Raw genomic sequence first — 22,656 nt, 5'->3', positions numbered from 1 at the left:
CTAGCGAAGTTGAGAGTAGAGAATTTTGGAATGATGGCGCGCGTCTATGGGCAGCGTGGCCCGCGCCTGAATGCCCAGCACCGGCACCTGCGGAAATTGCTCGGCCAGCAGTTGGGCTACGCTTGCGGGCGGTACGGTGCCCTGCACGAACACCGTGAAGCCCGCGGCGTCGGCGCGAGCGGCGGCGCGCTCCACGCCGGGCAGGTGGTAGAGCAGGTGCTCCAATTGGTAGTGCTGCACGCCGTGGTGCAGTTGCTCGTTGCCCTGACGGCCGGTGAGGTAGAGTAGGCCATCGGCCACGTAGCCGTAGTCGCCGGTACGGAGCCACTCGCCGGACGGGGCGGCCACGTGCGCGCCCCGCACCCACAGCTCGCCCACCGGCTGGCCGGGCGTGGCGCGGCCCTGCAGCACGCCCAGCAACTCAAAACGCCATTCCAGCCCAGCCTGAATGGGGCCCACGCAGTATCCGGCCAGTGGGTCGGGCACGTCGTCGGTCACCTGCCGCACGGCAATGGGCTCGGCCTCCGATGAGCCGTAAATGATGTGCACCGCCGCCTGCCCGAACGCCTGCCGCAGCTGCTGCGCCAGCGGCTCCGGCACCGGTGAGCCACCCACGCCCACGGCCACCACGTGAGGCAGCGCAACCGGTTGCTGCTGCAGGTGCGCAAGCAAAGCGGTGAAGTAGGCCACGTTACCGGTCAGGGTCTGGATCTGTTCTGTTTGCAGCTGCTCTACAATCCGGGCCGGGTTGAGTTGCCGCAGGTTGTGCCAGGGCACGGCGGGCAGTACGCTTACCACGCCCGCCGCCAGGTTGTGCAGCAGCACGTTCGGAAACAGCGGGAAGTCGCGCTGCCCCTGCCACGGCGGAAACGCGGCCTTGATAGCCGCGTGCTGGGCCTGCAGCACTGCGTGGCTGCGCCGGATGGCCTTGGGCTGCCCCGTGGAGCCGGAGCTATGCGACACCAGCGCCGGCTGCTGCGCCGGTACCGGCCAGGCTTCCCAGCCCTCAACAGCAGCGGCCAGCGGCCTATCTACTGCCGCCAGCAGCTGCACACCGCACAGCCCGGCCGCCAGCCGGACCAGAGGCGAAGCAGCAGGGCCGGTCAGTACCGCCCGGATGCCTAGGCAGCGCGTAAGCTGCAGCAGCTGCCATGCAGAAGCCCCGGCGGGGGGCAGCACCGGCACGGCGCCCAGCGCCTGCACGGCTAGCAAACCCGCAATCAGCTCTGCGCTAACAGGCAAGGCCAGCAGCACGGAGTGGCCGGGCCGCACGCCCGCCGCCAGCAGTTGTTGCCGGTGGGTTGCAATGCGTTGCAGCAGGTCGTGGCTGGTGTGTTGGCTGGTGCTACCATCGGCGGCAGGCCACACTAGGCACGGCTGGGCCGGATGGCGCCGCAGCTGCGCCAGAATAAGGCTCGCGTAGTTGATTTCGGGGCTTACCGGGGCCGGCGCTGCCGGGCGACGGTGGGCACCGGTGCCCGGTCGGGCGATGAGACCGGGTACGGCAGAAGCGGAAATCTGGGTGAGTGGCTGCATGACGTTGGAAAGGTGCCGTGCTGCTCACATATAGCCTAACCATCCTTCATAGTTTTTAGACTTTATGCCAGATATCATTCAGCGGCCTAAATGTGTGAAAACACAGTAAAGAGCAGTGTTTTTTTGACTTTATATCAATGATAGATTCACCCTATTTTTCAGTCCTCGGTGCAGGTTACTGCCAGAATTCAGAAGTAAAAGAGCGACGCCTTTAGCCGGCCAAGGGTAGCGCGGATTCTGCCAAAAAAGAATAGCGTGCTGGTTTCCTATTCTACTGATCTGCGACAGAGCAAGGCAGCCGCACCAGCCACAGCGCCAAGTAGACTGGCATTTTGAGTTGACTAAAAAGCCACATGAATATGTGGGAAGAGTATTTTTGATGATTTAATATTCATTAAATCATATTATTTATTTGAATAATTATTGTAAATTTCATCTGTCTCGTAGTTGCAGCCAGCGTGCTGAGAATTGTTGAGTTGGCCGGAAGTACCGTGGGGATATTCCGGTAGGCAAGCCGCTATAGGCGGTTTGTGCGTGATAGAATTACACCATCCTATGAGCTGCCACCTGCTGTGCAGTGGTTGTCCTTCATTCAAGCTAGCCAGCACCGCTCACCTGCCGGTTCTAGCTGCTTCGCCCCGAACAGCGCTTTTTCCACCGTTTTAGTCCCAGGCCATCAGTGCCGATTGGCTCCGCGCAGCAGCGCCTGTCAGTTGTGCGCCTGTCTGCCCGCCGGTCTGAGTTTCTGCTCTGTGCACATCTGCTGTGTCGTCTGCCTGTAGCCGTCTGCTGGCTATGCTACGCCCAAATCACTTTTCTGCTACCATGCGCAAGTTTCTCTACCTACTGCTATGCCTGCTGCTCCTGGCCTTGGTGCCGCCGGTGCGTGCACAGGCGCCGCCTGCGGGCTTCGTCTCCACGCTTGTTTCCGATCAGTGGAATGAGGCCGTTGGGCTTACGTTCAATGCCAGCGGCAGCCACATGTTTGTGTGGGAGCGAGGGGGCAAGGTATGGGTGGTCAACAACGGCCAGCGGGCGCTGCTGCTAGATATCAGCCCGGAAGTAGGGGCCTGGAACGACCACGGCCTGCTGGGCTTTGCGCTGCACCCACAGTTCGAGACCAACGGCTATTTCTACCTGTTCTACCTCGTTGATCGGCATTATCTGATGAACTTCGGGACGCCGGCTTATAGCGCCACGGCCAACGATTATTTCAGCGCCAGTATCAGCCGGCTCACGCGCTACACAGCCACGCGTAGCGGCACCCAGTACAGCGTGAACCTAGCCAGCCGCAAGATTCTGCTGGGGGCCACCAAATCAACGGGCGTCATCTGCCTGGAGCGCAGCCACAGCGCCGGAAGCCTGGTTTTCGGGGCCGATGGTACGCTGCTGGCGTCGGTAGGCGACGGCGCCCACGGCTCCGACAACGACTATGGCAGCAACCCCAACACCTATTACGCCCAGGCCCTGGCCGATGGCATGATGACCAGCAAAGACAACGTGGGCGCCTTCCGGGCGCAGGCCATCGACTGTTTGAACGGCAAGATTCTGCGCCTCGACCCCGAAACCGGGGCCGGCGTGCCCAGCAACCCCTACTATGTTGCGGCCGATCCGCAGGCGCCCCGCTCCAAGGTGTGGGCGCTGGGCTTCCGCAACCCGTTTCGGATGACGCGCAAGCCCGGCACCGGCAGCACCAACCCGGCTGACGGCAACCCCGGTACGCTCTACGTCGGCGACGTGGGCTATTTCACCTGGGAGGAAGTGGACGTTGTGAGCCAGGCCCGGCAGAATATGGGCTGGCCGCTTTTTGAAGGGCTGGAGCCCAATACCACGTATCAGGGCCCCAATCAGTACAATTTCTACGCCCCCAACCCGCAGTATGGCGTCAACGGCTGTACGCAGCAATATTTCTACTTCAAAAACCTGCTGGTACAGGCCACGCCTAGCGGTACGGCCACCTTCACCAATTCCTGCGGGGGGCAGGCTATTCCGGCCTCGATTCCCACCTTTGTGCATACGCGCCCACTCATCGACTGGCACCACGATACCGGGCCTTCGCGCACGGGGATCTTCAGCGGCTCCACGCCGGGCGTCGTCAATATCGGAGCAGCTGGCTCGCCGGTTTCGGGGCCACAGTTTGGCGGCAGCGCCAGCGTAGGCGGCGTGTTTTATCCGTACACCGATTTTCCGGCGCAGTATCAAAATACCTACTTTTTCGGCGACTACTCCGGAGGCTGGATTCGCAATATGACGGTGAGCGGAACGAACACTCCGTCCGCCGTGCGTGATTTTGTTTCGGCTGATGCCGTGCCGGTCTACCTGGCGGTACACCCCACCACGCCCGGCCTATACTACGTCAACTTTCCTTCCGAAATCCGCAAAGTCACCTATAGCCCTGTCAACCAGCCGCCGGTGGCCGTGGCCAGCTCTAACCTGAGCTTTGGGGCAAGTCCGCTGAGCGTACAGTTTACCGGCACGGCCTCCACCGACCCCGAAAACCAGGCTCTCACGTATCGGTGGGATTTTGGTGATGGCACCACCAGCACGGTGGCCAGCCCCACGCATAGCTTCGTGACGCCTACCACGGCTCCCACGGCGTACACCGTCCGGCTGACCGTGACGGACCCGCAGGGCCAGACCGGCCAGGCCACGCTGCTGATTTCAGCCAACAATACGCCGCCGCAGGTCACGATTACCAGCCCGGCCCCGAATACGCTGTACTCCATTGCCAGCCAGACCAGCTTTGTGCTGCGCGCCACTGTCACGGACCAGGAGCACAGCCCGGCCCAACTGAGCTACCAATGGCAGAGCTTCCTGCACCACGCCGACCACGAGCATCCTGAGCCTATCCAGACTACCACCGAAGGCAGCCTCACGACCACCCCGGTAGGCTGCGGCGCCGAAACCTATTACTACCGCGTGGTACTGACCGTAACGGACGCGGCGGGCTTGGCCACCACCCGGGAAATACGCCTGAACCCGGATTGCAGCACGGCGCCTACCTACGCCTTTTACCGGGCCATCAATGTGGGCGGGACGGCTGTGAGCCTGGATGGCAATGCCTGGGAAGGTGGCACGGCCCCGGGCTTCGCCACCAACGGCGCCACCTTTAGCACCACCGCTGTGCCGCTGGTGCCAGCCACCGACGCGCCGCGCACGAGCATGATCCGCAGCTCGGCTTGGAAGGTAACCGGGCTGACGGCCACGCTCAGCGGCGTGCCGGCCGGCCAGTATCGGGTGTGGGCCTACGTCTGGGAAGACAATAACCCGGAAGTATTTTCGCTGAGTTTGAACGGGCTGCCAGTTGAGGCCAACTACAACAGCGGTTCGGCCGGCACCTGGGCCAAGCTCGGGCCGTATGATGTAAGCGTGACGGCGGCCGGTACGCTGGCACTGACCAGCACGGGCGGCACCGTGAACCTGTCGGGCTTGGAAGTCTGGCGTAGCACGAGTACGCCACCCACCAACCAGCCGCCCGCGGCCAATGCTGGTCCGGATCAAACCCTGACCCTGCCGACTAGCACAGCGCAACTACTAGGCAGCGGCACCGATCCGGACGGCACCATCAACACCTATACCTGGAGCCAGGTTAGCGGACCAAATACAGCCGCATTTTCCTCGCTGGCTGCCGCTCAGCCTACGGTGAGTGGGCTGGTAGCGGGCACGTACGTGTTCAGTCTGGTGGTCACTGACAACGGTGGAGCCAGCAGCACACCCGACCAGGTGAGCGTGCAGGTCAACGCCAGCGGTGGTACGAGCTATGCCTTCTACCGGGCCATCAACGTGGGCGGGGCGGCCGTGAGCCTGGACGGCAACGCTTGGGAAGGCGGCACGGCCCCGGGCTTCGCCACCAACGGCGCCACCTTTAGCACCACCGCTGTGCCGCTGGTGCCAGCCACCGACGCGCCGCGCACGAGCATGATCCGCAGCTCGGCTTGGAAGGTAACCGGGCTGACGGCCACGCTCAGCGGCGTGCCGGCCGGCCAGTATCGGGTGTGGGCCTACGTCTGGGAAGACAATAACCCGGAAGTATTTTCGCTGAGTTTGAACGGGCTGCCAGTTGAGGCCAACTACAACAGCGGTTCGGCCGGCACCTGGGCCAAGCTCGGGCCGTATGATGTAAGCGTGACGGCGGCCGGTACGCTGGCACTGACCAGCACGGGCGGCACCGTGAACCTGTCGGGCTTGGAAGTCTGGCGTAGCACGAGTACGCCACCCACCAACCAGCCGCCCGCGGCCAATGCTGGTCCGGATCAAACCCTGACCCTGCCGACTAGCACAGCGCAACTACTAGGCAGCGGCACCGATCCGGACGGCACCATCAACACCTATACCTGGAGCCAGGTTAGCGGACCAAATACAGCCGCATTTTCCTCGCTGGCTGCCGCTCAGCCTACGGTGAGTGGGCTGGTAGCGGGCACGTACGTGTTCAGTCTGGTGGTCACTGACAACGGTGGAGCCAGCAGCACACCCGACCAGGTGAGCGTGCAGGTCAACGCCAGCGGTGGTACGAGCTATGCCTTCTACCGGGCCATCAACGTGGGCGGGGCGGCCGTGAGCCTGGACGGCAACGCTTGGGAAGGCGGCACGGCCCCGGGCTTCGCCACCAACGGCGCCACCTTTAGCACCACCGCTGTGCCGCTGGTGCCAGCCACCGACGCGCCGCGCACGAGCATGATCCGCAGCTCGGCTTGGAAGGTAACCGGGCTGACGGCCACGCTCAGCGGCGTGCCGGCCGGCCAGTATCGGGTGTGGGCCTACGTCTGGGAAGACAATAACCCGGAAGTATTTTCGCTGAGTTTGAACGGGCTGCCAGTTGAGGCCAACTACAACAGCGGTTCGGCCGGCACCTGGGCCAAGCTCGGGCCGTATGATGTAAGCGTGACGGCGGCCGGTACGCTGGCGCTGACCAGCACGGGCGGCACCGTGAACCTGTCGGGCTTGGAAGTCTGGCGCGGGACGGGCGCGGTGCCCCGGCCGCAAACGGCCTTGGCAACACCTGCTACTGCCGTGCCTCAGGTTACGCTATATCCCAACCCTTCACCATCAGGTCGCTATACGCTGAACTTCCCGGCTGCGCCCGGGCCTGTGGTGCAATACAGCCTGCTTGCTCCCCTGGGCCGTACCGTGGGGCAGGGGGAACTGCAGTTGGCACCAGGCAGCAAAAGGGCCGAGCTGGATGTGTCTCAGCTCCCGTTACAAGCCGGCGTCTACTTTCTTCGGATTACAGGCCCCGGCCGACCAACTCAATTCCGGCTGATACGCTAGCAGCTCGCCTGCACAGACTATGGGGCGGCCTCCGTCAGGAAACCGCCCCGTAATCTGTGGAGACAAAATGTTATTCGCGCAGCAGCCGGAATACCGCTTCGCCTGAAACCGGCCGGGCAAAATAGGCGCCCGGAGCTACGCTGGCCGCCGGCGCCCAGGCCACGGTGCCATCGGGGCGGCTTTGCAGCGTGGCTATCAGCCGGCCCAGGCCATCGGTGACGTACACAGGCTGCACGCCGGGCGTGGGGAGCTGAAACTGCACCTGGCTGCGGAACGGCATCGGGTAAGCCGCCAGCACCCGGGCCCGGGTGCTGGCCGTAGCCAAAGCCGGCGCCGAAACCCGGAAATTGATAGTCCGCACTTCCGAGCCGTTGGTCGGGCAGTTGTTGTCGGCCACCGTCACGGTGAAGGAGTAGCGGCCTGCCGGCAGCGTGGCCGGTACTTGCCAGCTCAGCACGGCCTGGCTGGCGCCCTGCAGCTGGAAAGAAGCCCCGGGAATAACGGCCGCCACGTCGCTGCTGATCTGCACGGCCTGTCCCGCGTCGGGGTCGGCGGCCGTGAGCGTCAGCGCCACTTGCTGGCCGCGCTGCACCACGATGGTCTGGTCGAGGGGCTGGCTGGTGCCGCCAATCTGCAGGCCCGTGAAGCCGGGGTTGCGGTTGCCACCCGCATCAAACACGGAGTATACTACGTCGCGCATTACGCTGCCGATGCGCCTCCAGGTGCCATTCACACGGCGGTACTCGTCTACCTGCACGGCCACGGTGTTGAAGCCACGTACCGTTACGGGGGTGGTTTGCAGGTCGCCGTTGGCTGCGTTCAGCTCGAACTGCGGTACCGCCACCCCGTTGATAGCCCGAAACGACAGCAGCGGAAACCCCGCCGTGAACTGCCCGGCCGGGTACGTCGCCGTCTGCCCGCTGACAGGGTCCTGAAACTGCCCGGCGCTGTAGCTGGTGTACGGAATGGTATTGCCGCAGCCCTGTTCTGTTAGGGTGCTAGCCAGCGGCTGCACGGAGCGGTACACCAGCGAGTCGCCGTCAGGCTCGAAGGTGCTGAAGCTGTAGCGGTTTGGCTGGCTGCCGCACACGTAGGGCAGCGTAAAGGAGGTGAAGCGCGGCGAGTTGTTGATTAGGCCGCTGGAGTTGTCAAGGTAGGCCGTTATGTAAAAGCCCTGTGTGCCGCTATCAAGCAGGTTTAGCATGCCACCCGAGCGCAGCTCCTCGATGGCCTTGAGCGTCCATTGGCCCGGCGGCAGCGTCACGGTGGCTTCATATTGGCTGATGTTGTAGCTGCGCCCATTGACCGCACACCCCAGTGCCCGGCGCGTGAGCTGCATGCGGGGCACCACCAACTGAAAATTGTTGGCTGAAGTGCTGGTACACCCATTTTGCGAACCGAACAAAGACAGGCTCGTGGGGTCGGGAAACATGGCACCTGCATCGGCTGGGTTGCTGTACAGCCGCGCCGTAATGCGGTACTGCGAAGCCGAGCCGGGAATGTAGCTGTAGTCAAGGTCGCCGCCCAGCACGTGGCTGGCGTGGGCGCCCGGCGCGCTGGCCAGCAGTAAGATGCTCAGTAGGATAAAGCAGATGCGGAAATGTATGCGCATAACGAAGAGGGGATAAGGATGAAAAACAATAAAGGGCAGCCGCTAGCGGCTGCCCTTTGAAAGTAGTTGATAGAGTGAGGAATAGGAAACAACCCCGCCGGTATTTATTTGCCGCCCGTCGTCGAGTTCGAGTCCAGAATCTTCAGCAGCTCGTTGAGCTTGGGCGTCAGGATGATTTCGGTGCGGCGGTTGAGGGCCTTGTTCTGGGGCGAGTCGTTGGCGGCCACGGGCACGTACTGGCTGCGGCCTGAGGCCGTAACGCGCTGCGGCGGCACGCCGCCCGCGGCCAGTAGCCGCGCAATTTCGGTGGCCCGCAGTACGCTTAAATCCCAGTTGTCCTGCATGGCGCCGGCTGGGCGGCTGAACGGCACGTTGTCGGTGTGGCCTTCCACCACCACGTTCACGTCGGGTTGCTGCTGCAGCACGGTGGCCAGCTGCTTGAGCGCCTCCTGGCCCTTGGGGTCCACCTTCGTCGAGCCCGACTTGAACAGCAGCTGTTCCGACAGCGACACGTACACCTTGCCGTCCTTCATCTGCACCTGCAAATCGGTGCCCTGGAAGCCGCGCAGCGCGTTCGTGACGCTGGCGCGCAGGTCGTTCACGGCTTTGTCTTTTTCGGCTAGGGCTTTCTGCAGCTCCGCCAAGCGGGCTTCGCGGGTTTTCAGGTCGGCGTTGAGCTTGTCGATGTCGGCGCGGCTGCGGCGCAGGCCGGCGTCCAGCTCGCCCAGCTCGGCCTCGCGGCGCGCCAGGTCCTGGGCCACCTTGTTGTAGTCCGACGACTTGTTGGCCAGCTCCCGGTCGGAGTTTTTCAGCAGCTTGTCGTAGCTGTCGGTGAGCTGGGTGTAGAGCTGGCGGGTGCGGCGCAGGGCGGTGCCGGTCTGTGTGGAGTCGTCCTGGAGGCGGCGGTTCTGCAGGCGCATTTCGGCCAGCTCGTCGGTGGCTTTGCGCAGCTCGGCTACGGCCGTGCGCTGCTGGCGCTCGGCTTCGGCCTTGCCTTGTTCCGTGGACGCCTGGCGGGCCTTCAGGTCGTCGTATTTTTTGGAGGCCACACAGCCGGGCAGTGCCAGGGCCGCCACCAGGGCCAGCGCAGGAAGCAGAGAAACAGAGTTGTTCACGAAACACACGGGTTGAAAAGCCAGAGTTGGGCGGCCGGGCTCTGGGCCCGCTCCATCCCGCGGCAAGGTACTCAGGGGCTGCTGCATGTTGCAATGCCGCCCCGCAATCAACCGATTTTCAACCTATATTTGACGGCTGATTTCAGCGGCCCTTTCCTTCCCCTTCTGCCATGGCATCTCCTACTGCTTCCCTGAGCGCCGAAACCGAGGCGCTGCTCCAGCACGAGTGCAAAACCATCCGCAAAGACCTGCTGCATCAGCCCGGCCCCGACTTTCTGGACCGCTGCTTTGTGCCCGGCAACCGCACGCCGCAGGTGCTGCGCAGCCTGGGCCAGCTGTATAACCACGGGCGGCTGGGCGGCACCGGCTACCTCAGCATCCTGCCCGTCGACCAAGGCATCGAGCACACGGCCGGCTCCGCCTTCGGCCCCAACCCGATGTACTTCGACCCCGAAAACATCATCCGGCTGGCCGTGGAAGGCGGCTGCAATGCCGTAGCTACCACCTTCGGCACGTTCGGGACGGTGGCCCGCAAGTACGCCCACAAAATCCCGTTCCTGGTTAAAATCAACCACAACGAGCTGCTGACCTACCCCAATAAGTTCAACCAGATCATGTTCGGCTCGGTGAAGGAGGCCTGGAACCTGGGCGCCACGGCGGTGGGGGCCACCATCTATTTCGGCTCCGAGGAATCGGGCCGGCAGCTACAGGAGGTGAGTGAGGCGTTTGCGCTGGCCCACGAGCTGGGCTTGGCCACGGTGCTGTGGTGCTACACCCGCAACAACGCCTTCAAAACCGACGATAAAGACTTCCATGTGTCGGCCGACCTCACTGGCCAGGCCAACCATCTCGGCGTAACCATTCAGGCCGACATCATCAAGCAGAAGCTGCCCGAAAACAACGGCGGCTTCAGCACGCTCAAATTCGGCAAGACCTTCCCGGCCATGTACGACCAGCTGGCCTCCGACAACCCCATCGACCTGACCCGCTACCAGGTAGCCAACTGCTACATGGGCCGCATCGGCCTCATCAACTCCGGCGGCGAAAGCAAAGGCGCCACCGACCAGGCCGACGCCGTGCGCACGGCCATCATCAACAAGCGCGCCGGCGGCCAGGGCCTGATTTCGGGCCGCAAAGCCTTTCAGCGGCCTTTCGCTGAAGGCGTACATCTCCTCAACGCCATCCAGGACGTATACCTGGACCCGGCCATCACGCTGGCGTAAGTGGTTATGAAGTAATTAAGTGATGAGGTAATAAGGGAATAGAAACTTGCTGACAGCAACATATCTGTTAGACAACACCAACCCTTTATAAATGCTTACCTTCTCAGCCTGACTACTTATTTGCTTCATCGCCTCATTCCCTAATCACCTAATCACCTAAAAAGAATGTCTTGGTTTAAGCGCGTAGAAAAGGGCATCGTCACGCCGACGGAGCAAAAGAAGGAGACGCCGGACGGGCTGTGGTACAAGTGTCCCGAGTGCAAAACCGTGGCCACCATGGCCGAGCACAAGCGCCTGCTCTCCACCTGCGGCAACTGCAACCACCACGACCGGATTGACGCGGCCGAATACTTCGATTTCCTCTTCGACGACGGGCAGTTTACGGAGCTGGATGCCGATATGCACTCCGGCGACCCGCTACACTTCGTGGATACTAAAGCCTATCCGCAACGCCTGGTGGCTACTGAAAAGACGACCGGCCTGCGCGACGCCGTCCGGACGGCGCACGGCCTCTCCAACGGCCAGGGCCTAGTGGTAGCCGCCATGGACTTCCGCTTCATCGGCGGCTCCATGGGCTCGGTGGTCGGCGAGAAGATTGCCCGCGCCATTGATTACGCCCGCCAGCAGCGCCTGCCCTTCCTGATGATTTCGCGCTCCGGCGGCGCCCGCATGATGGAAGCCGGCTTCTCGCTGATGCAGATGGCCAAAACCTCGGCCAAGCTGGCGCTGCTTTCCGAAGCCGGCGTGCCCTACATTTCGCTGCTCACCGACCCCACCACCGGCGGTGTAACGGCCTCGTTTGCCATGCTCGGCGACTTCAACATTGCCGAGCCGGGTGCCCTCATCGGGTTTGCCGGGCCGCGTGTTATCAAGGAGACCATCGGCAAGGATTTGCCGAAGGGCTTCCAGAGCGCCGAGTTTGTGCTGGAGCACGGCTTCCTCGATTTTATTGTCGACCGCAAGCAGCTCAAGCAGCAACTGTCTGATTTGCTGGGCATGCTGCGCCCTACCGAGGCGGCCGAGCCGGTTGGAGCCAAGCTGGGCCAGCGGGCCCGCTAACTTTCGGCACACTTGTTGAAAATGCCCGGTCTGTGCGGATTTGCTGCATGGGCCGGGCATTTTGCCGCATGGTTTTTTTCTGCCTGAGCCATTGGTTGATATAGATGCAAGTCTATATTCGGCCAACTTTTTAGCGGTAATTCCAGTAAAGCACGACCAACCTCACTTGATTTTTCTCACTCCCTAGTTCACTTCAATGAAAGCTCCTAATTCGCTGCTCTCGTTCTTCATGGCCTTCACGCTGCTGCTGGGCTCATGCGCTACTTCTCAGCCCCGCAATCCCAACATTCCGGACGCTCCTGACACCAACGGCACCGGCCCCCGCAAGACGGGAATGAGCAAAACGGCTAAAGGCGGCCTCATCGGGGCTGGCGGCGGTGCTGCAGCCGGCGCTATTCTGGGCCGCGTGATTGGCGGCAAAAACGGCACGGCTGCTGGTGCCATCATTGGCGCTGCAGTAGGCGGCACCGGTGGGGCTCTGATCGGCCGCAAAATGGACAAGCAGGCTGAAGACCTGCAGCGCGACATGCAGAACGCCAAAGTGGAGCGTGTAGGCGAAGGCATCAAAATCACCTTCGACTCGGGCATCCTCTTCGACACCAACAAGAGCGACCTGCGTCCTGCTTCGATGACCGAAATCCAGAAGATGGCGGCCGTACTGCAGAAGTACCCCGACACCAACGTACTGGTAGAAGGCCACACCGATGCTTCGGGCTCGGATGCCATCAACCAGCCGCTGTCGGAGCGCCGCGCTCAGGCTGTGGCCAACTACACGCAGCAGCAGGGTGTAGATGCTTCGCGCATCACCAGCAGCGGCTACGGCTCGTCGCAGCCTATTGCCGACAACACCACGGAAGCTGGCAAGCAGGCTAACCGCCGCGTAGAAATTGCCATCTATGCCAACGAAAAAATGAAGAAGGCTGCCGAAGCCGGCAAACTGTAAGCCGTCAGGCATTCGCACACTAAAAAAGGCCGCACGCTCTGTGCGGCCTTTTTTTTGCGTAGGTTGAGCCCACCTTGCGGCCTTTCGTGCGGTTGTATGGCTGCTGAAGGCAGCCGCAATACGGCAGGAATTACTGTGGGCTAAAAGGCAAGTGCTCAGCCTGATTTGTAAAAATATCGCTCAATAAAAACGCCTTCCATTAGCTGAAAACGAACTTTTCAGCAATTTTAGACACCGAAATGCGTTTTTGGCAAGGTGGTTGCGAATTACCTCACCACAGAGCCACTCAGCGGCTGCCACTGTTCTGCTCTTTTCTTCACCAACTCCGAAACCCCTTAACCTCTTTTTCACTCATGAAAAACCTTCGTTCACTTTTCGCTTTGATGATGGCTGTGCTGCTGTTTGGCACCAGCACGGTACAGGCTCAGGATGCCGGCACAACTACCACCAAGAAGCCCTGGAGCAAAACCGCTAAAGGCGCCGTAATCGGTGGCCTGGGTGGCGCGGCCGGTGGTGCCGTACTGGGCCGCGTAATTGGCGGTAAGTCGGGCACGGCTAAAGGTGCCATCATTGGAGCTGCCGTGGGCGGTGCCGGTGGTGCGCTGATTGGCCGCCGCATGGACAAGCAGGCGGCTGAGCTGAAAAAGGAAATGGCCGGCGCCAAAGTGGAGCGCGTAGGGGAAGGCATCAAAATCACCTTCGACTCGGGCCTGCTGTTCGCTAAGAACTCGTCGGCTCTGACCTCGGCTGCGCAGGCCAACATCCAGGACCTGGCTAAAACCCTCATCAAGTACGGCGACACCAACGTCATCGTGGAAGGCCACACCGACACCAGCGGTTCGGACGCCATCAACGACCCACTGTCGCAGCGCCGGGCTCAGGCCGTGGCCAACTACACGCAGCAGCAGGGCGTAGACGCTTCGCGCTTCACCGTAACGGGCTATGGCTCGCGCCAGCCTGTAGCTGACAACTCCACCGAAGCCGGCCGCATTGCCAACCGCCGCGTGGAAATTGCCATCTTCGCCAACGAGAAGCTGAAGAAGGCTGCCGAAAAAGGCACCATCTAAGCTGGCTGGATAGTCCGCTAAAGCACTAGTCTGAAAAACGGCAGCTTCCGCAGGGAGCTGCCGTTTTTTTGTGTCCGGCTGCCTGCGCCGTCGGCTCTGGGGCAGGGGAGTTAGGCGCCGGGCGCAACCCCGAGCCCGGCCGGCCGGTACAAGCAGACATGCCCACCCCCGCCACCTACTCTTCGCCGGCTGCCGACAAGACCCTGCAAAACCACCAGCTGCTGAACGAGTTTTATCCGCCGCTCTCGCTGGATACGCCGCGCCGCTCGCCTATGCGGGAGCTGATTTCCACGGTGCTTTCCCACCGCACCACCCACGCCGACGAGGAACTGGCCTACGACCGGATGCTGGAAGCCTTCGGCGATTGGGCTGGAGTGCTGGCGGCGCCAACCGCCGAGCTGGCCCACGCCATCCGCACTACTCGCTGGCCCGACACCCAGGCGCCCCGCATCCAGGAGATTCTGCGCCGGATCTGGGCGGAACGCGGGGCGTTTGAGCTGGATTTTCTGGCCGACTGGCCCACGGAAAAAGGCATGGCGTGGCTGAACGATATGCCCGGTATCGGCCTGAAAACGGCCTCGCTGGTGCTGCTGTTTAATTTCGGCAAGCCCGTACTGCCCGTCGATACGCACGTGCACCGCATCGCGCAGCGCGTGGGCATGATCGGGCCCAAAGCCTCCGCTGACAAGGCCCACCAGGTGTTGCTGGAGCAGCTGCCGAAGGATGCCCTGACGCTACTCAATTTTCACAAGCACAACTACTGGCACGGCCAGAAGGTGTGCTTCTTCACCAAGCCCGACTGCGCCCGGTGCCCGCTCAAGGGCTTCTGCAACTACTACCTGGAGCACCACGGCCCCGCTACCCCCGAGGCCCTGGCCGCCACGCCCACCCACTGGGACACCGCCTGGGGCGCGCTGGCGCATTAGGGCTACAAGCTATGAGCTGCAAGCCGTAAGCCGTAAGCTGCAAGCTCTGCTTATGTGCTCTGTTCCACAGTGTGCCGCTACACCCCAGCAAAAGCTTGTAGCTTGCAGCTTAAAGCTTACAGCTCCAAAAAAATGCGCTTAGTTCGTCATCCGGTTTTGTGCAATTACTACGTCACGTACCGGTGCAATGCCAAGTGCTCGTTCTGCGACATCTGGGAGAAACCCTCGCCCTACATCACGCTGGAAGATGTGGAGCGCAACCTGCGCGACCTGAAGCGCCTAGGCGTGTCGGTGGTGGACTTTACGGGCGGCGAGCCGCTGCTGCACCGCCAGATTCATGAGTTTGTAGGTTTGGCCCACGACATGGGCTTCATCACCACTCTCACCACCAACTGCCTACTCTACCCCAAATACGCCGAGAAGCTGCGCGGCAAAGTGGACATGCTGCATTTCTCCCTCGACTCGTCGGAGAAGGAGGTGCACGACAAGGGCCGGGGCGTGGCCTGCTACGATTTCGTGCTGGAAAGCATCCGCGTGGCCCGGGAGCTGGGTGAGCGGCCTGACGTGCTGTTCACGGTGTTCCGCGAAAACTTGCACGAGCTGGAAGCCGTGTACCGCGACATCACCCAGCCCAACGGCCTAGTGCTGATTCTGAACCCGGCCTTCGAGTACAACACCGTGGAAACCGGCGGGCAGCTGACGCCGGCCGAGCTGGACTACCTGTCGGCCTTTGGCAAGCGCAAGGGCGTGTACCTCAACGAGGCCTTCATTGAGCTCCGGCGCGACGGTGGCAACCACGTGGCGGCGCCCGTGTGCCGGGCGGCCAGCACCACACTGGTTATTTCGCCCTCCAACGAGCTGGTTCTACCCTGCTACCACCTCGGCGAGCAGAAATTTCCCATCAACGGCCAGCTCTACGACCTCTACCACGCGCCCGAAGTGGGCCGCCTGGTAGCGCTGGAAGGCCGCCTGCCGCAGTGCGAGGGCTGTACCATCAACTGCTATATGCAGCCCAGCTTTGCCGTCGAAACCAGCAAGTATTTCTGGCAGGCGCTGCCCAGCACCCTCAAATACAACTGGACCAAAGGCACCTGGAAACGCATGCTGGCGCGGTAAACCTAGGCAAGCAGAAAGTAGCCACCGCCCGGCCGCCAGCGAGTAGCTTTGCGCATCACTCACTAGCTGCCCACTTCTATGCCTGCCCTCATCCTGCCCGTCCAGGGCAAACACCCACAAATTCCTGCCGACTGCTACGTAGCCGATAATGCCACCATCGTCGGCGACGTGACGCTCGGCGCGCAGTGCACCGTGTGGTTCAACGCCGTCATCCGCGGCGACGTCAACGCCATCCGCATCGGCGACAAAACCAACGTGCAGGACGGGGCCGTGCTGCACTGCACCTACCAGAAGGCGGCCACTACCATCGGGGCGCGCGTGAGCATCGGGCACAAGGCCATCGTGCACGGCTGCACTGTGGAAGACGACGTGCTGATTGGTATGGGCGCTATTGTGATGGACCACGCCGTGGTGGGGGCGGGCTGCATTGTGGCCGCCGGGGCCGTGGTGCTGGAAAACACGCAGTGCGAGCCGGGCTACCTCTACGCCGGCGTGCCCGCCCGCCGCATCAAGCCCGTGACGGAGGAGCAGCGCGCCAACATGCTTCGCACCGCCGACAACTATGTGCTGTACGCCAGCTGGTTTCAGCAGCAAAACGCCTGAGGCGTCTGCTGAGTAAGCTGTTGCTGAACGTAAAAAGGGCCTTCCGCTACCAGCGGAAGGTCCTTTTCGATGTTGCTTCAGGCAAACGCCGGACGCCGCTTACAGCGCCTGCAGGCCTTCGTCTTCCTGCTCTTCGCGCTCGGCTTCGGTCGTGACGCGCAACTGCACCAGCTCCACCGAACGGCGGGAACGTTTCAGCACCCGGAACTCGTAGTTGTCGAGCACGGCCACGTCGCCGACTTCCGGAATGTTGCCGTAGATGACGTTCAGCAGGCCGCCGACCGTTTCGTAGTCTTCGCCTTCGGGCAGCGGGAAGGGCAGGTACTCGTTGGCGTCGGAGATGGAGGTGGAGGTGTTCACGCGGAACTCCACGGCCGACACCCGCTCCACTACCGGCACCTCGTTGTCGTACTCGTCCTGAATTTCGCCAACCAGCTCCTCCATAATGTCCTCAATCGTCACGATGCCCGACACGCCGCCGAACTCGTCGGACACGATGGCCATGTGCATGTGCTTGCGCTGGAACTGGCGCAGCAGGCGGTTGATTTTCTTGGTTTCGGGCACAAAGTAGGCCGGCCGCATGATCTTGGGCAGCTCGATGGGCTCGTTGCGGCGGATGATCTGCAGCAGGTCCTTCACGTAAAGCACACCTACGATGTTGTCTATATTGCCTTCGAACACCGGAATGCGCGAGTAGCCCTCGTTGTAAACCATTTCCAGGATGCCATCCTGGGGCGTGTTCACGTCGATGGCGGCCAGTTTGGTGCGGGGCACCATAATCTGCTTCACCATCCGGTCGTTGAACTCAAACACGTTTTCCAGCAGCTCATGCTCCGATTCCTGGATTTCGCCGCTTTGCTTGCTCTGGTCGAGCAGCAGGCGCAGCTCTTCCGAGGTATGCACTTCCGAGCCGTGGCTGGCGTTGCCGCCAAACAGGCCGGCCACCAGGTTGGAAAGCCGGTCGAGCACCCAGATGAGGGGGAAGGTGATGAAGGCAAACGCCCGCAGCGGAATAGCTACCGCCATGGAGGTGGTTTCAGGCTTCTGAATGGCCAGCACCTTCGGGGCCTGCTCACCCAGCACAATGTGCATCACGGTGATGAGCGTGAAGGAGGTGGCAATGGCAATCTGGTGAACCAGCGTAGGGCTAAGCGTGATGTCCAGCTGGTCGATGATGGCCATTACCACGGCCGCCACTACACTTTCGCCTACCCAACCCAGGGCCAGCGAGGCTACCGTAATACCCAGCTGCGTAGCCGACAGGTAGTAGTTGAGGTCCTGCATCATGCCCTGCACGAGCTTGGCCAGCCGGTTGCCGCTCTGGGCCTTGATGTCGATCTGCGACGGACGAACTTTGACGAAGGCAAACTCAGCTGCCACAAAAAATCCGTTCAGCAATACCAGCAGAACGGTGAGAACGATATTTAGGATCATAGGTGCGGCAACTCGGGCTCACGCGGCTCAGTTGCCTTTATGAAACAAAAGTACGTGATTCCGGTCAAGCAGTTGGCTTACCGTCGGGGTTTGCTACTATTCCCTGGCAACCTCCCGCTAAAAAACCGGTAAACCCGCCTGCCTGTTAGGGTTTCTGCCGACCTTTGTCGGCCTGCATTTTCGCTGTTTTCCATTTCGCTGATGTTCTTCCGAAAGTATTTTCTGCTGCCGTTGCTGCTTGTGCTCTGCCTGGCCGGCGCAGCCACCGCCCAAATTCTGAAGCCTACCAAGCTAAGCGTGGCCCTGAGCCAGCCCACGGCCAAGGTGGGAGAGGAGGTGGACCTGATCGTCAATGCCCGCATCGACGACAAGTGGCACCTCTACGCCACCGACTTCGACCCCGACCTGGGCCCCACGGTGTTCACGTTCAGCTTCACTAAAAGCCCCGCCTACGAGCTGGTAGGCAAGCCCAAATCCATCAGCTCCAAAAAGAAGTACGACGACGTTTTCAAGGGCGACATTACGTACTTCGAGAAAACCGGCCAGATGCGCCAGCGCATCCGGCTGCTGCAGCCCGGCGCCCTCACGGTGCAGGCCGACGTGGAATACCAGACCTGCACCGACATTGATGGCCGCTGCATTCCGGGCGAGGAAACCCTGAGCTTCGGCCCGCTGCCCGTAACGGGCACGGCCATTGCCGCCACACCTGCCACTCCTGCGGCGGCTACTACAGCCGCCACCACCACCACGGCGGCAGCAGCCACGTCGGCCGCCGGCGAGGCCGCCGCTGCCGTGACTCCTGTTGCCGCTGCCGATACCGCGACTGTAGTAACAGCCGCCGCCATGCCTGCCACTTCCGATACCGCCACGGCCGCCTCCAGCGCGCCGGTAGTAGCCACCGCTACGCCCGCCACCAATGGCGCCGTTTCGGCCGATTCGGGGCTGCTGTCCTTGGCTATCGTGGCGTTTCTTTCGGGGCTGAGCGGGCTGCTTACGCCGTGCGTGTTCCCGCTGATTCCCATGACCGTGTCCATCTTCACCAAGGGCTCGGCCAACCGCCGCCAGGGTATCCTGAAGGCCTTGTTCTACGGCTTCAGCATCATCTTCATCTACGTGGTGCTGGGGCTGCTCACTACCGTGCTGCTCGGGGCCGATGGCCTGAACCTGATCAGCACGCACTGGCTGCCCAACCTGATTTTCTTTGCCGTGTTCGTGGTGTTCGGCCTGTCCTTCCTGGGCTTGTTTGAAATCACGCTGCCCAACGGCATGGTCAACAAGATTGACGAGCAGGCTGACAAAGGCGGCTGGGCCGGGGTGTTCTTCATGGCCCTCACGCTGGTGGTGGTGTCGTTCAGCTGCACCGGGCCCATCGTGGGTACCATACTGGCCATGGCGGCCCACGGCGGCGGCATTCAGCCGGTGGTGGGCATGTTTGGCTTCTCGCTGGCGTTTGCGCTGCCGTTTATGCTGTTTGCCTTGTTTCCGGCGTGGCTGAAAAGCCTGCCCAGCTCCGGCGGCTGGCTGAACACCGTGAAGGTGGTGCTGGGCTTTGTGGAGCTGATGCTGGCCCTCAAGTTCCTGAGCATGGCCGACCTGGCCTACCACTGGAACCTGCTCCCGCGCGACCTGTACCTAGTGCTCTGGATTACGCTCTCGGGCCTGCTGGGCCTGTACCTGCTGGGCCGCTTCAAACTCTCGCACGACTCCGACCTCGCGCACCTGAGCGTAGGCCGCCTGCTGATGGCGGTGCTGGCCTTTGGCTTCATGACCTACCTGATACCGGGCCTGTTTGGGGCGCCGCTGCCGCTGCTGGCCGGCTACCTGCCCCCGCAGAGCCGCAACGACTTCTCCATTGCCTCTGGCGGCACTGCCGCTGCCCCCTCGGCCACGCCCCTCAACGCCGCCTGCGAAGCCCCGCGCTACGACGACTTCCTGGAGCTGCCCCACGGCCTGCGCGGCTACTTCGACCTAGCCCAAGCCCAGCGCTGCGCCAAGGCCCTGAACAAGCCGCTGTTTATCGACTTCACCGGCCACGCCTGCGTGAACTGCCGCAAGATGGAAGCCTCCGTCTGGAGCGACCCGCGGGTGCTGCAGCGCCTACGCGACGATTTTGTGGTAGTGGCGCTCTACGTCGACGACAAGGCCGAGCTGCCCCAGAATGAGTGGTACACCTCCACCTACGACAACAAGCAGAAAACCACGCTGGGCAAGAAAAACGCCGACCTGCAACTGTCGGGCTTCAACGTCAACGCCCAGCCCTTCTACGTGCTCCTCGACCCCACCGCGCCTGCCGACCTGGCCCACACCCTGGCCACGCCCGTAGCCTACGAGCCCAGCGCCGAGGCCTTCGTGAAGTTTCTGGATGCCGGCCTGGCCCGCTACCGCCAGCAGAATCCGTAGCTGCGTCACCGGTTTCGGCCGGTAGAAAACCACCGATAAGCCCCGCCCCGACGAGAGTCCGGGGCGGGGCTTTATCTTACCGCCGCTTTCCGGTTTCATCGTCCATCCCAACTACTCTGCTGCTATGTCGCTTCGTACTCACCTGCTGGCCCTGCTGGCCCTGCTGCTTGCTGCACCCCTGACCCTGCCGCTGGCGGCGCGGGCCCAATCTGCCGCCCCGGCAGCAACCCTCGCGCCCGATCCTTCGCGCATCACGCTCGTCATTCATGGCGGTGCCGGCACCATCACCCGCGCCAACATGACGCCTGAGAAGGAGCAGGCCTACAACGCCGCCCTCGACCAGGCCCTGCAAGCCGGCTACGCTGTGCTCAAGCGCGGCGGCACCTCAATGGACGCCGTGGAGGCCTCCGTGCGCGTGATGGAAGACTCGCCGCTGTTCAATGCCGGCAAGGGTGCCGTTTTCACCCACGAAGGCCGCAACGAGATGGACGCCGCCATCATGAACGGCCAGAACCTGGCCGCCGGAGCCGTGGCGGGCGTCACGGTGGTGCGCAACCCCATTGCGGCCGCCCGCGCTGTGATGGAGAAGTCGGAGCACGTGATGATGACCGGCCCGGGCGCCGAGCAGTTTGCCCGCGAAAAGGGCCTGACCATCGTCGAGCCGGCCTATTTCTTCACCCAGGCCCGCTACGACCAGCTGCAGAAGGCGCTGGCCGAAGACCGCGCCGCCGGCACCCCCGACCAGCTGAACGCGCCCACCAAAGCTGCCCCAGCCGCGGCGCCGGCCAAAATGAAGATGAAAACCAAAGCCGGCAAGCCCACCAGCGCCGTCATGGATCCGGCTCAGGATGCCCGCCTGATCTTCACCGAAGGCAAGAAATACGGCACCGTCGGCGCCGTGGCCCTCGACCAGTACGGCAACCTGGCTGCCGCCACCAGCACCGGCGGCATGACCAACAAGCGCTACGGCCGCGTCGGCGATGCGCCCATCATCGGCTGCGGCACCTACGCCGACAACCAGTCGTGCGCCGTGTCGTGCACGGGCTGGGGCGAATACTTTATCCGGGCTACGGTGGCCCGCGACGTGGCCGCCCGCGTGGAGTTCCAGCAGCAGCCCGTAGCTCAGGCCGCCCAGGCCACCATCGATAAAGTAGCCAAGCTGGGCGGCGACGGCGGCCTGATTGCGCTGGACCGCCAGGGCAACCTGGCCATGCCCTTCAACTCGGAAGGTATGTACCGCGGCTTCATCAAGGCCGATGGCAAAAGCCAGATCCAGATTTACAAGTAGCCGGCTACCCGCCGCCCAGGCTCAAATAAAAAGCCCGATTTGTGAGTTATACCACAAATCGGGCTTTTGTTTGGGACGGTGGTACTATGGCCTCTCTTATTTTACGTTCTTTGCACCCGATTTGAAGTAGTGAGGGTGAAAAGCTTCCTTTAATGGAACGTAAAGCGACAGGACAGGACAAAAAAAAGGCGGCACCCACCCAGATGCCGCCTCTTGGAAAGGAACGCACCCACCCAGATACGTTCCATTTTTTTCCTCCTCACATTATCCACCCAGTCAGCTGTAGAAGAAGGATTCGAACCTCCACGGTGTGGTTAGCCGGCCGCCGGACCAGTTTTTCCCGAATCACCACCCCCGAGAGAGGAGGGCATGTCTGCCAGTTTCATCATTCTACAAGGACAATCCCGCGCCGTTTGCGTAGGATTATAACAAATGTAGATGTTTGCCTTGAATTGTAAAATTTTGACAGCGCATTGTCTGAAAATTTACAATATTTCTGAAAAATGCCGTTCCTAATTTGAATATAGATAATCACACACCTTCAAAATGGCTAAGAATTACGAACTTGACGACACCGACCGCAAGATTCTGGATCTGCTGATCCACGATGCGAAGATGCCCTACACCGAAATTGCCCGTAAAGTGCATGTTTCTGGTGGTACGGTGCATGTGCGGATGGCTCGCTTGGAAGAATTGGGCATCGTGAAAGGCGCTACGCTGGAGATTGACTACCAGAAGCTGGGCTACGGTGTAGATGCTTTCCTGGGGATTTATCTGCTGAAAAGCTCGGTATATGCCAGCGTGGCAGCCCAGCTGCGCGAAATTCCGGAGGTGGTCAGCATCCACTTCACTACGGGCGCCTATGGCATCTTTGCCCGCATTCGCTGCCGCGACACGCAGCATCTGCGCGAAGTGCTGCACGGGCAGATGCAGCTCATCGAAGGTATTGAGCGTACCGAAACCCTGATTTCGCTGGAAGAGTCGCTCAACCGCCCTATCCAGCTGCTGTAATACTCCTGCTACACGCGAAAAGGCCGTACCCTGCACCGGGGACGGCCTTTTTGCG

At 61.9% G+C, this 22,656-nt stretch carries 15 protein-coding genes; 11 read left to right on the top strand and 4 right to left on the bottom strand.

The genetic code is table 11. The features are described from left to right. Positions 1–1,536, bottom strand: a complete 1,536-nt coding sequence (locus O9Z63_RS12955) for an AMP-binding protein (RefSeq protein ID WP_270125666.1) — start codon at positions 1,534–1,536, stop codon at positions 1–3. 825 nt (positions 1,537–2,361) lie between these two features. Here O9Z63_RS12955 and O9Z63_RS12950 point away from each other — a divergent pair. After that, positions 2,362–6,804, top strand: a complete 4,443-nt coding sequence (locus O9Z63_RS12950) for a PKD domain-containing protein (protein WP_270125665.1) — start codon at positions 2,362–2,364, stop codon at positions 6,802–6,804. A 70-nt stretch (positions 6,805–6,874) separates the two neighbouring features. Here O9Z63_RS12950 and O9Z63_RS12945 read toward each other — a convergent pair whose 3' ends face one another. Both O9Z63_RS12945 and O9Z63_RS12940 read right to left on the bottom strand, forming a co-directional pair. After that, positions 6,875–8,416 carry a hypothetical protein gene (locus O9Z63_RS12945; RefSeq protein WP_270125664.1) on the bottom strand — a complete coding sequence of 514 codons (1,542 nt, stop codon included), beginning with the start codon at positions 8,414–8,416 and terminating at the stop codon, positions 6,875–6,877. 104 nt (positions 8,417–8,520) lie between these two features. Beyond that, entirely contained in the window at positions 8,521–9,531 is a 1,011-nt protein-coding gene (locus O9Z63_RS12940) for an OmpA family protein (RefSeq protein ID WP_270125663.1), read from the bottom strand. A 170-nt stretch (positions 9,532–9,701) separates the two neighbouring features. Here O9Z63_RS12940 and O9Z63_RS12935 point away from each other — a divergent pair, with 170 nt between their 5' ends. From O9Z63_RS12935 to O9Z63_RS12905, 7 genes are all read left to right on the top strand, one after another. Continuing rightward, positions 9,702–10,754 carry a class I fructose-bisphosphate aldolase gene (locus O9Z63_RS12935; RefSeq protein ID WP_270125662.1) on the top strand — a complete coding sequence of 351 codons (1,053 nt, stop codon included), beginning with the start codon at positions 9,702–9,704 and terminating at the stop codon, positions 10,752–10,754. 165 nt (positions 10,755–10,919) lie between these two features. Further along, entirely contained in the window at positions 10,920–11,813 is an 894-nt protein-coding gene (accD, locus tag O9Z63_RS12930) for an acetyl-CoA carboxylase, carboxyltransferase subunit beta (protein ID WP_270125661.1), read from the top strand. Positions 11,814–12,009: 196 nt separating this feature from the next. Next, positions 12,010–12,756 (top strand): OmpA family protein, encoded by a 747-nt coding sequence (locus O9Z63_RS12925; RefSeq protein ID WP_270125659.1) that lies wholly within the window; start codon positions 12,010–12,012, stop codon positions 12,754–12,756. Between the two features lie 353 nt (positions 12,757–13,109). Continuing rightward, positions 13,110–13,823 carry an OmpA family protein gene (locus O9Z63_RS12920; RefSeq protein ID WP_270125658.1) on the top strand — a complete coding sequence of 238 codons (714 nt, stop codon included), beginning with the start codon at positions 13,110–13,112 and terminating at the stop codon, positions 13,821–13,823. 158 nt (positions 13,824–13,981) lie between these two features. Beyond that, on the top strand, positions 13,982–14,749 hold the full coding sequence (locus O9Z63_RS12915; RefSeq protein WP_270125656.1) for an endonuclease III domain-containing protein: 768 nt from the start codon (positions 13,982–13,984) through the stop codon (positions 14,747–14,749). A 132-nt stretch (positions 14,750–14,881) separates the two neighbouring features. Further along, positions 14,882–15,865 (top strand): radical SAM protein, encoded by a 984-nt coding sequence (locus tag O9Z63_RS12910; RefSeq protein WP_270125655.1) that lies wholly within the window; start codon positions 14,882–14,884, stop codon positions 15,863–15,865. A gap of 78 nt (positions 15,866–15,943) precedes the next feature. Continuing rightward, the gene (locus tag O9Z63_RS12905) at positions 15,944–16,468 is read left to right on the top strand and encodes a gamma carbonic anhydrase family protein (protein WP_270125654.1); all 525 of its coding nucleotides are present in this window, start codon (positions 15,944–15,946) and stop codon (positions 16,466–16,468) included. A gap of 99 nt (positions 16,469–16,567) precedes the next feature. Here O9Z63_RS12905 and O9Z63_RS12900 read toward each other — a convergent pair whose 3' ends face one another. Then, the gene (locus O9Z63_RS12900; protein ID WP_044016369.1) at positions 16,568–17,902 is read right to left on the bottom strand and encodes a hemolysin family protein; all 1,335 of its coding nucleotides are present in this window, start codon (positions 17,900–17,902) and stop codon (positions 16,568–16,570) included. Between the two features lie 201 nt (positions 17,903–18,103). On the opposite strand from O9Z63_RS12900, the gene O9Z63_RS12895 reads away from it, so the two are divergent. From O9Z63_RS12895 to O9Z63_RS12885, 3 genes are all read left to right on the top strand, one after another. Next, complete coding sequence (locus tag O9Z63_RS12895; protein ID WP_270125651.1) at positions 18,104–20,302, top strand: protein-disulfide reductase DsbD family protein; 2,199 nt, start codon at positions 18,104–18,106, stop codon at positions 20,300–20,302. A 124-nt stretch (positions 20,303–20,426) separates the two neighbouring features. Next, complete coding sequence (locus O9Z63_RS12890) at positions 20,427–21,590, top strand: isoaspartyl peptidase/L-asparaginase family protein (RefSeq protein ID WP_270125649.1); 1,164 nt, start codon at positions 20,427–20,429, stop codon at positions 21,588–21,590. A 546-nt stretch (positions 21,591–22,136) separates the two neighbouring features. Then, entirely contained in the window at positions 22,137–22,601 is a 465-nt protein-coding gene (locus O9Z63_RS12885) for an Lrp/AsnC ligand binding domain-containing protein (RefSeq protein WP_044016376.1), read from the top strand. The last annotated feature ends 55 nt before the right edge of the window (positions 22,602–22,656 follow it).

It is taken from the genome of Hymenobacter yonginensis (genome assembly GCF_027625995.1).
Lineage (GTDB): Bacteria > Bacteroidota > Bacteroidia > Cytophagales > Hymenobacteraceae > Hymenobacter > Hymenobacter yonginensis.
Note: the sequence above shows the minus strand (reverse complement) of the source record. Positions and strands in the feature narration are given on the sequence as shown.

Coding starts and splice junctions, on each gene's coding strand:
- O9Z63_RS12955 (WP_270125666.1), bottom strand. CDS start 1,536: ATGCAGCCACTCACCCAGATTTCCGCTTCTGCCGTACCCGGTCTCATC.
- O9Z63_RS12950 (WP_270125665.1), top strand. CDS start 2,362: ATGCGCAAGTTTCTCTACCTACTGCTATGCCTGCTGCTCCTGGCCTTG.
- O9Z63_RS12945 (WP_270125664.1), bottom strand. CDS start 8,416: ATGCGCATACATTTCCGCATCTGCTTTATCCTACTGAGCATCTTACTG.
- O9Z63_RS12935 (WP_270125662.1), top strand. CDS start 9,702: ATGGCATCTCCTACTGCTTCCCTGAGCGCCGAAACCGAGGCGCTGCTC.
- accD (WP_270125661.1), top strand. CDS start 10,920: ATGTCTTGGTTTAAGCGCGTAGAAAAGGGCATCGTCACGCCGACGGAG.
- O9Z63_RS12925 (WP_270125659.1), top strand. CDS start 12,010: ATGAAAGCTCCTAATTCGCTGCTCTCGTTCTTCATGGCCTTCACGCTG.
- O9Z63_RS12920 (WP_270125658.1), top strand. CDS start 13,110: ATGAAAAACCTTCGTTCACTTTTCGCTTTGATGATGGCTGTGCTGCTG.
- O9Z63_RS12915 (WP_270125656.1), top strand. CDS start 13,982: ATGCCCACCCCCGCCACCTACTCTTCGCCGGCTGCCGACAAGACCCTG.
- O9Z63_RS12910 (WP_270125655.1), top strand. CDS start 14,882: ATGCGCTTAGTTCGTCATCCGGTTTTGTGCAATTACTACGTCACGTAC.
- O9Z63_RS12905 (WP_270125654.1), top strand. CDS start 15,944: ATGCCTGCCCTCATCCTGCCCGTCCAGGGCAAACACCCACAAATTCCT.
- O9Z63_RS12900 (WP_044016369.1), bottom strand. CDS start 17,902: ATGATCCTAAATATCGTTCTCACCGTTCTGCTGGTATTGCTGAACGGA.
- O9Z63_RS12895 (WP_270125651.1), top strand. CDS start 18,104: ATGTTCTTCCGAAAGTATTTTCTGCTGCCGTTGCTGCTTGTGCTCTGC.
- O9Z63_RS12890 (WP_270125649.1), top strand. CDS start 20,427: ATGTCGCTTCGTACTCACCTGCTGGCCCTGCTGGCCCTGCTGCTTGCT.
- O9Z63_RS12885 (WP_044016376.1), top strand. CDS start 22,137: ATGGCTAAGAATTACGAACTTGACGACACCGACCGCAAGATTCTGGAT.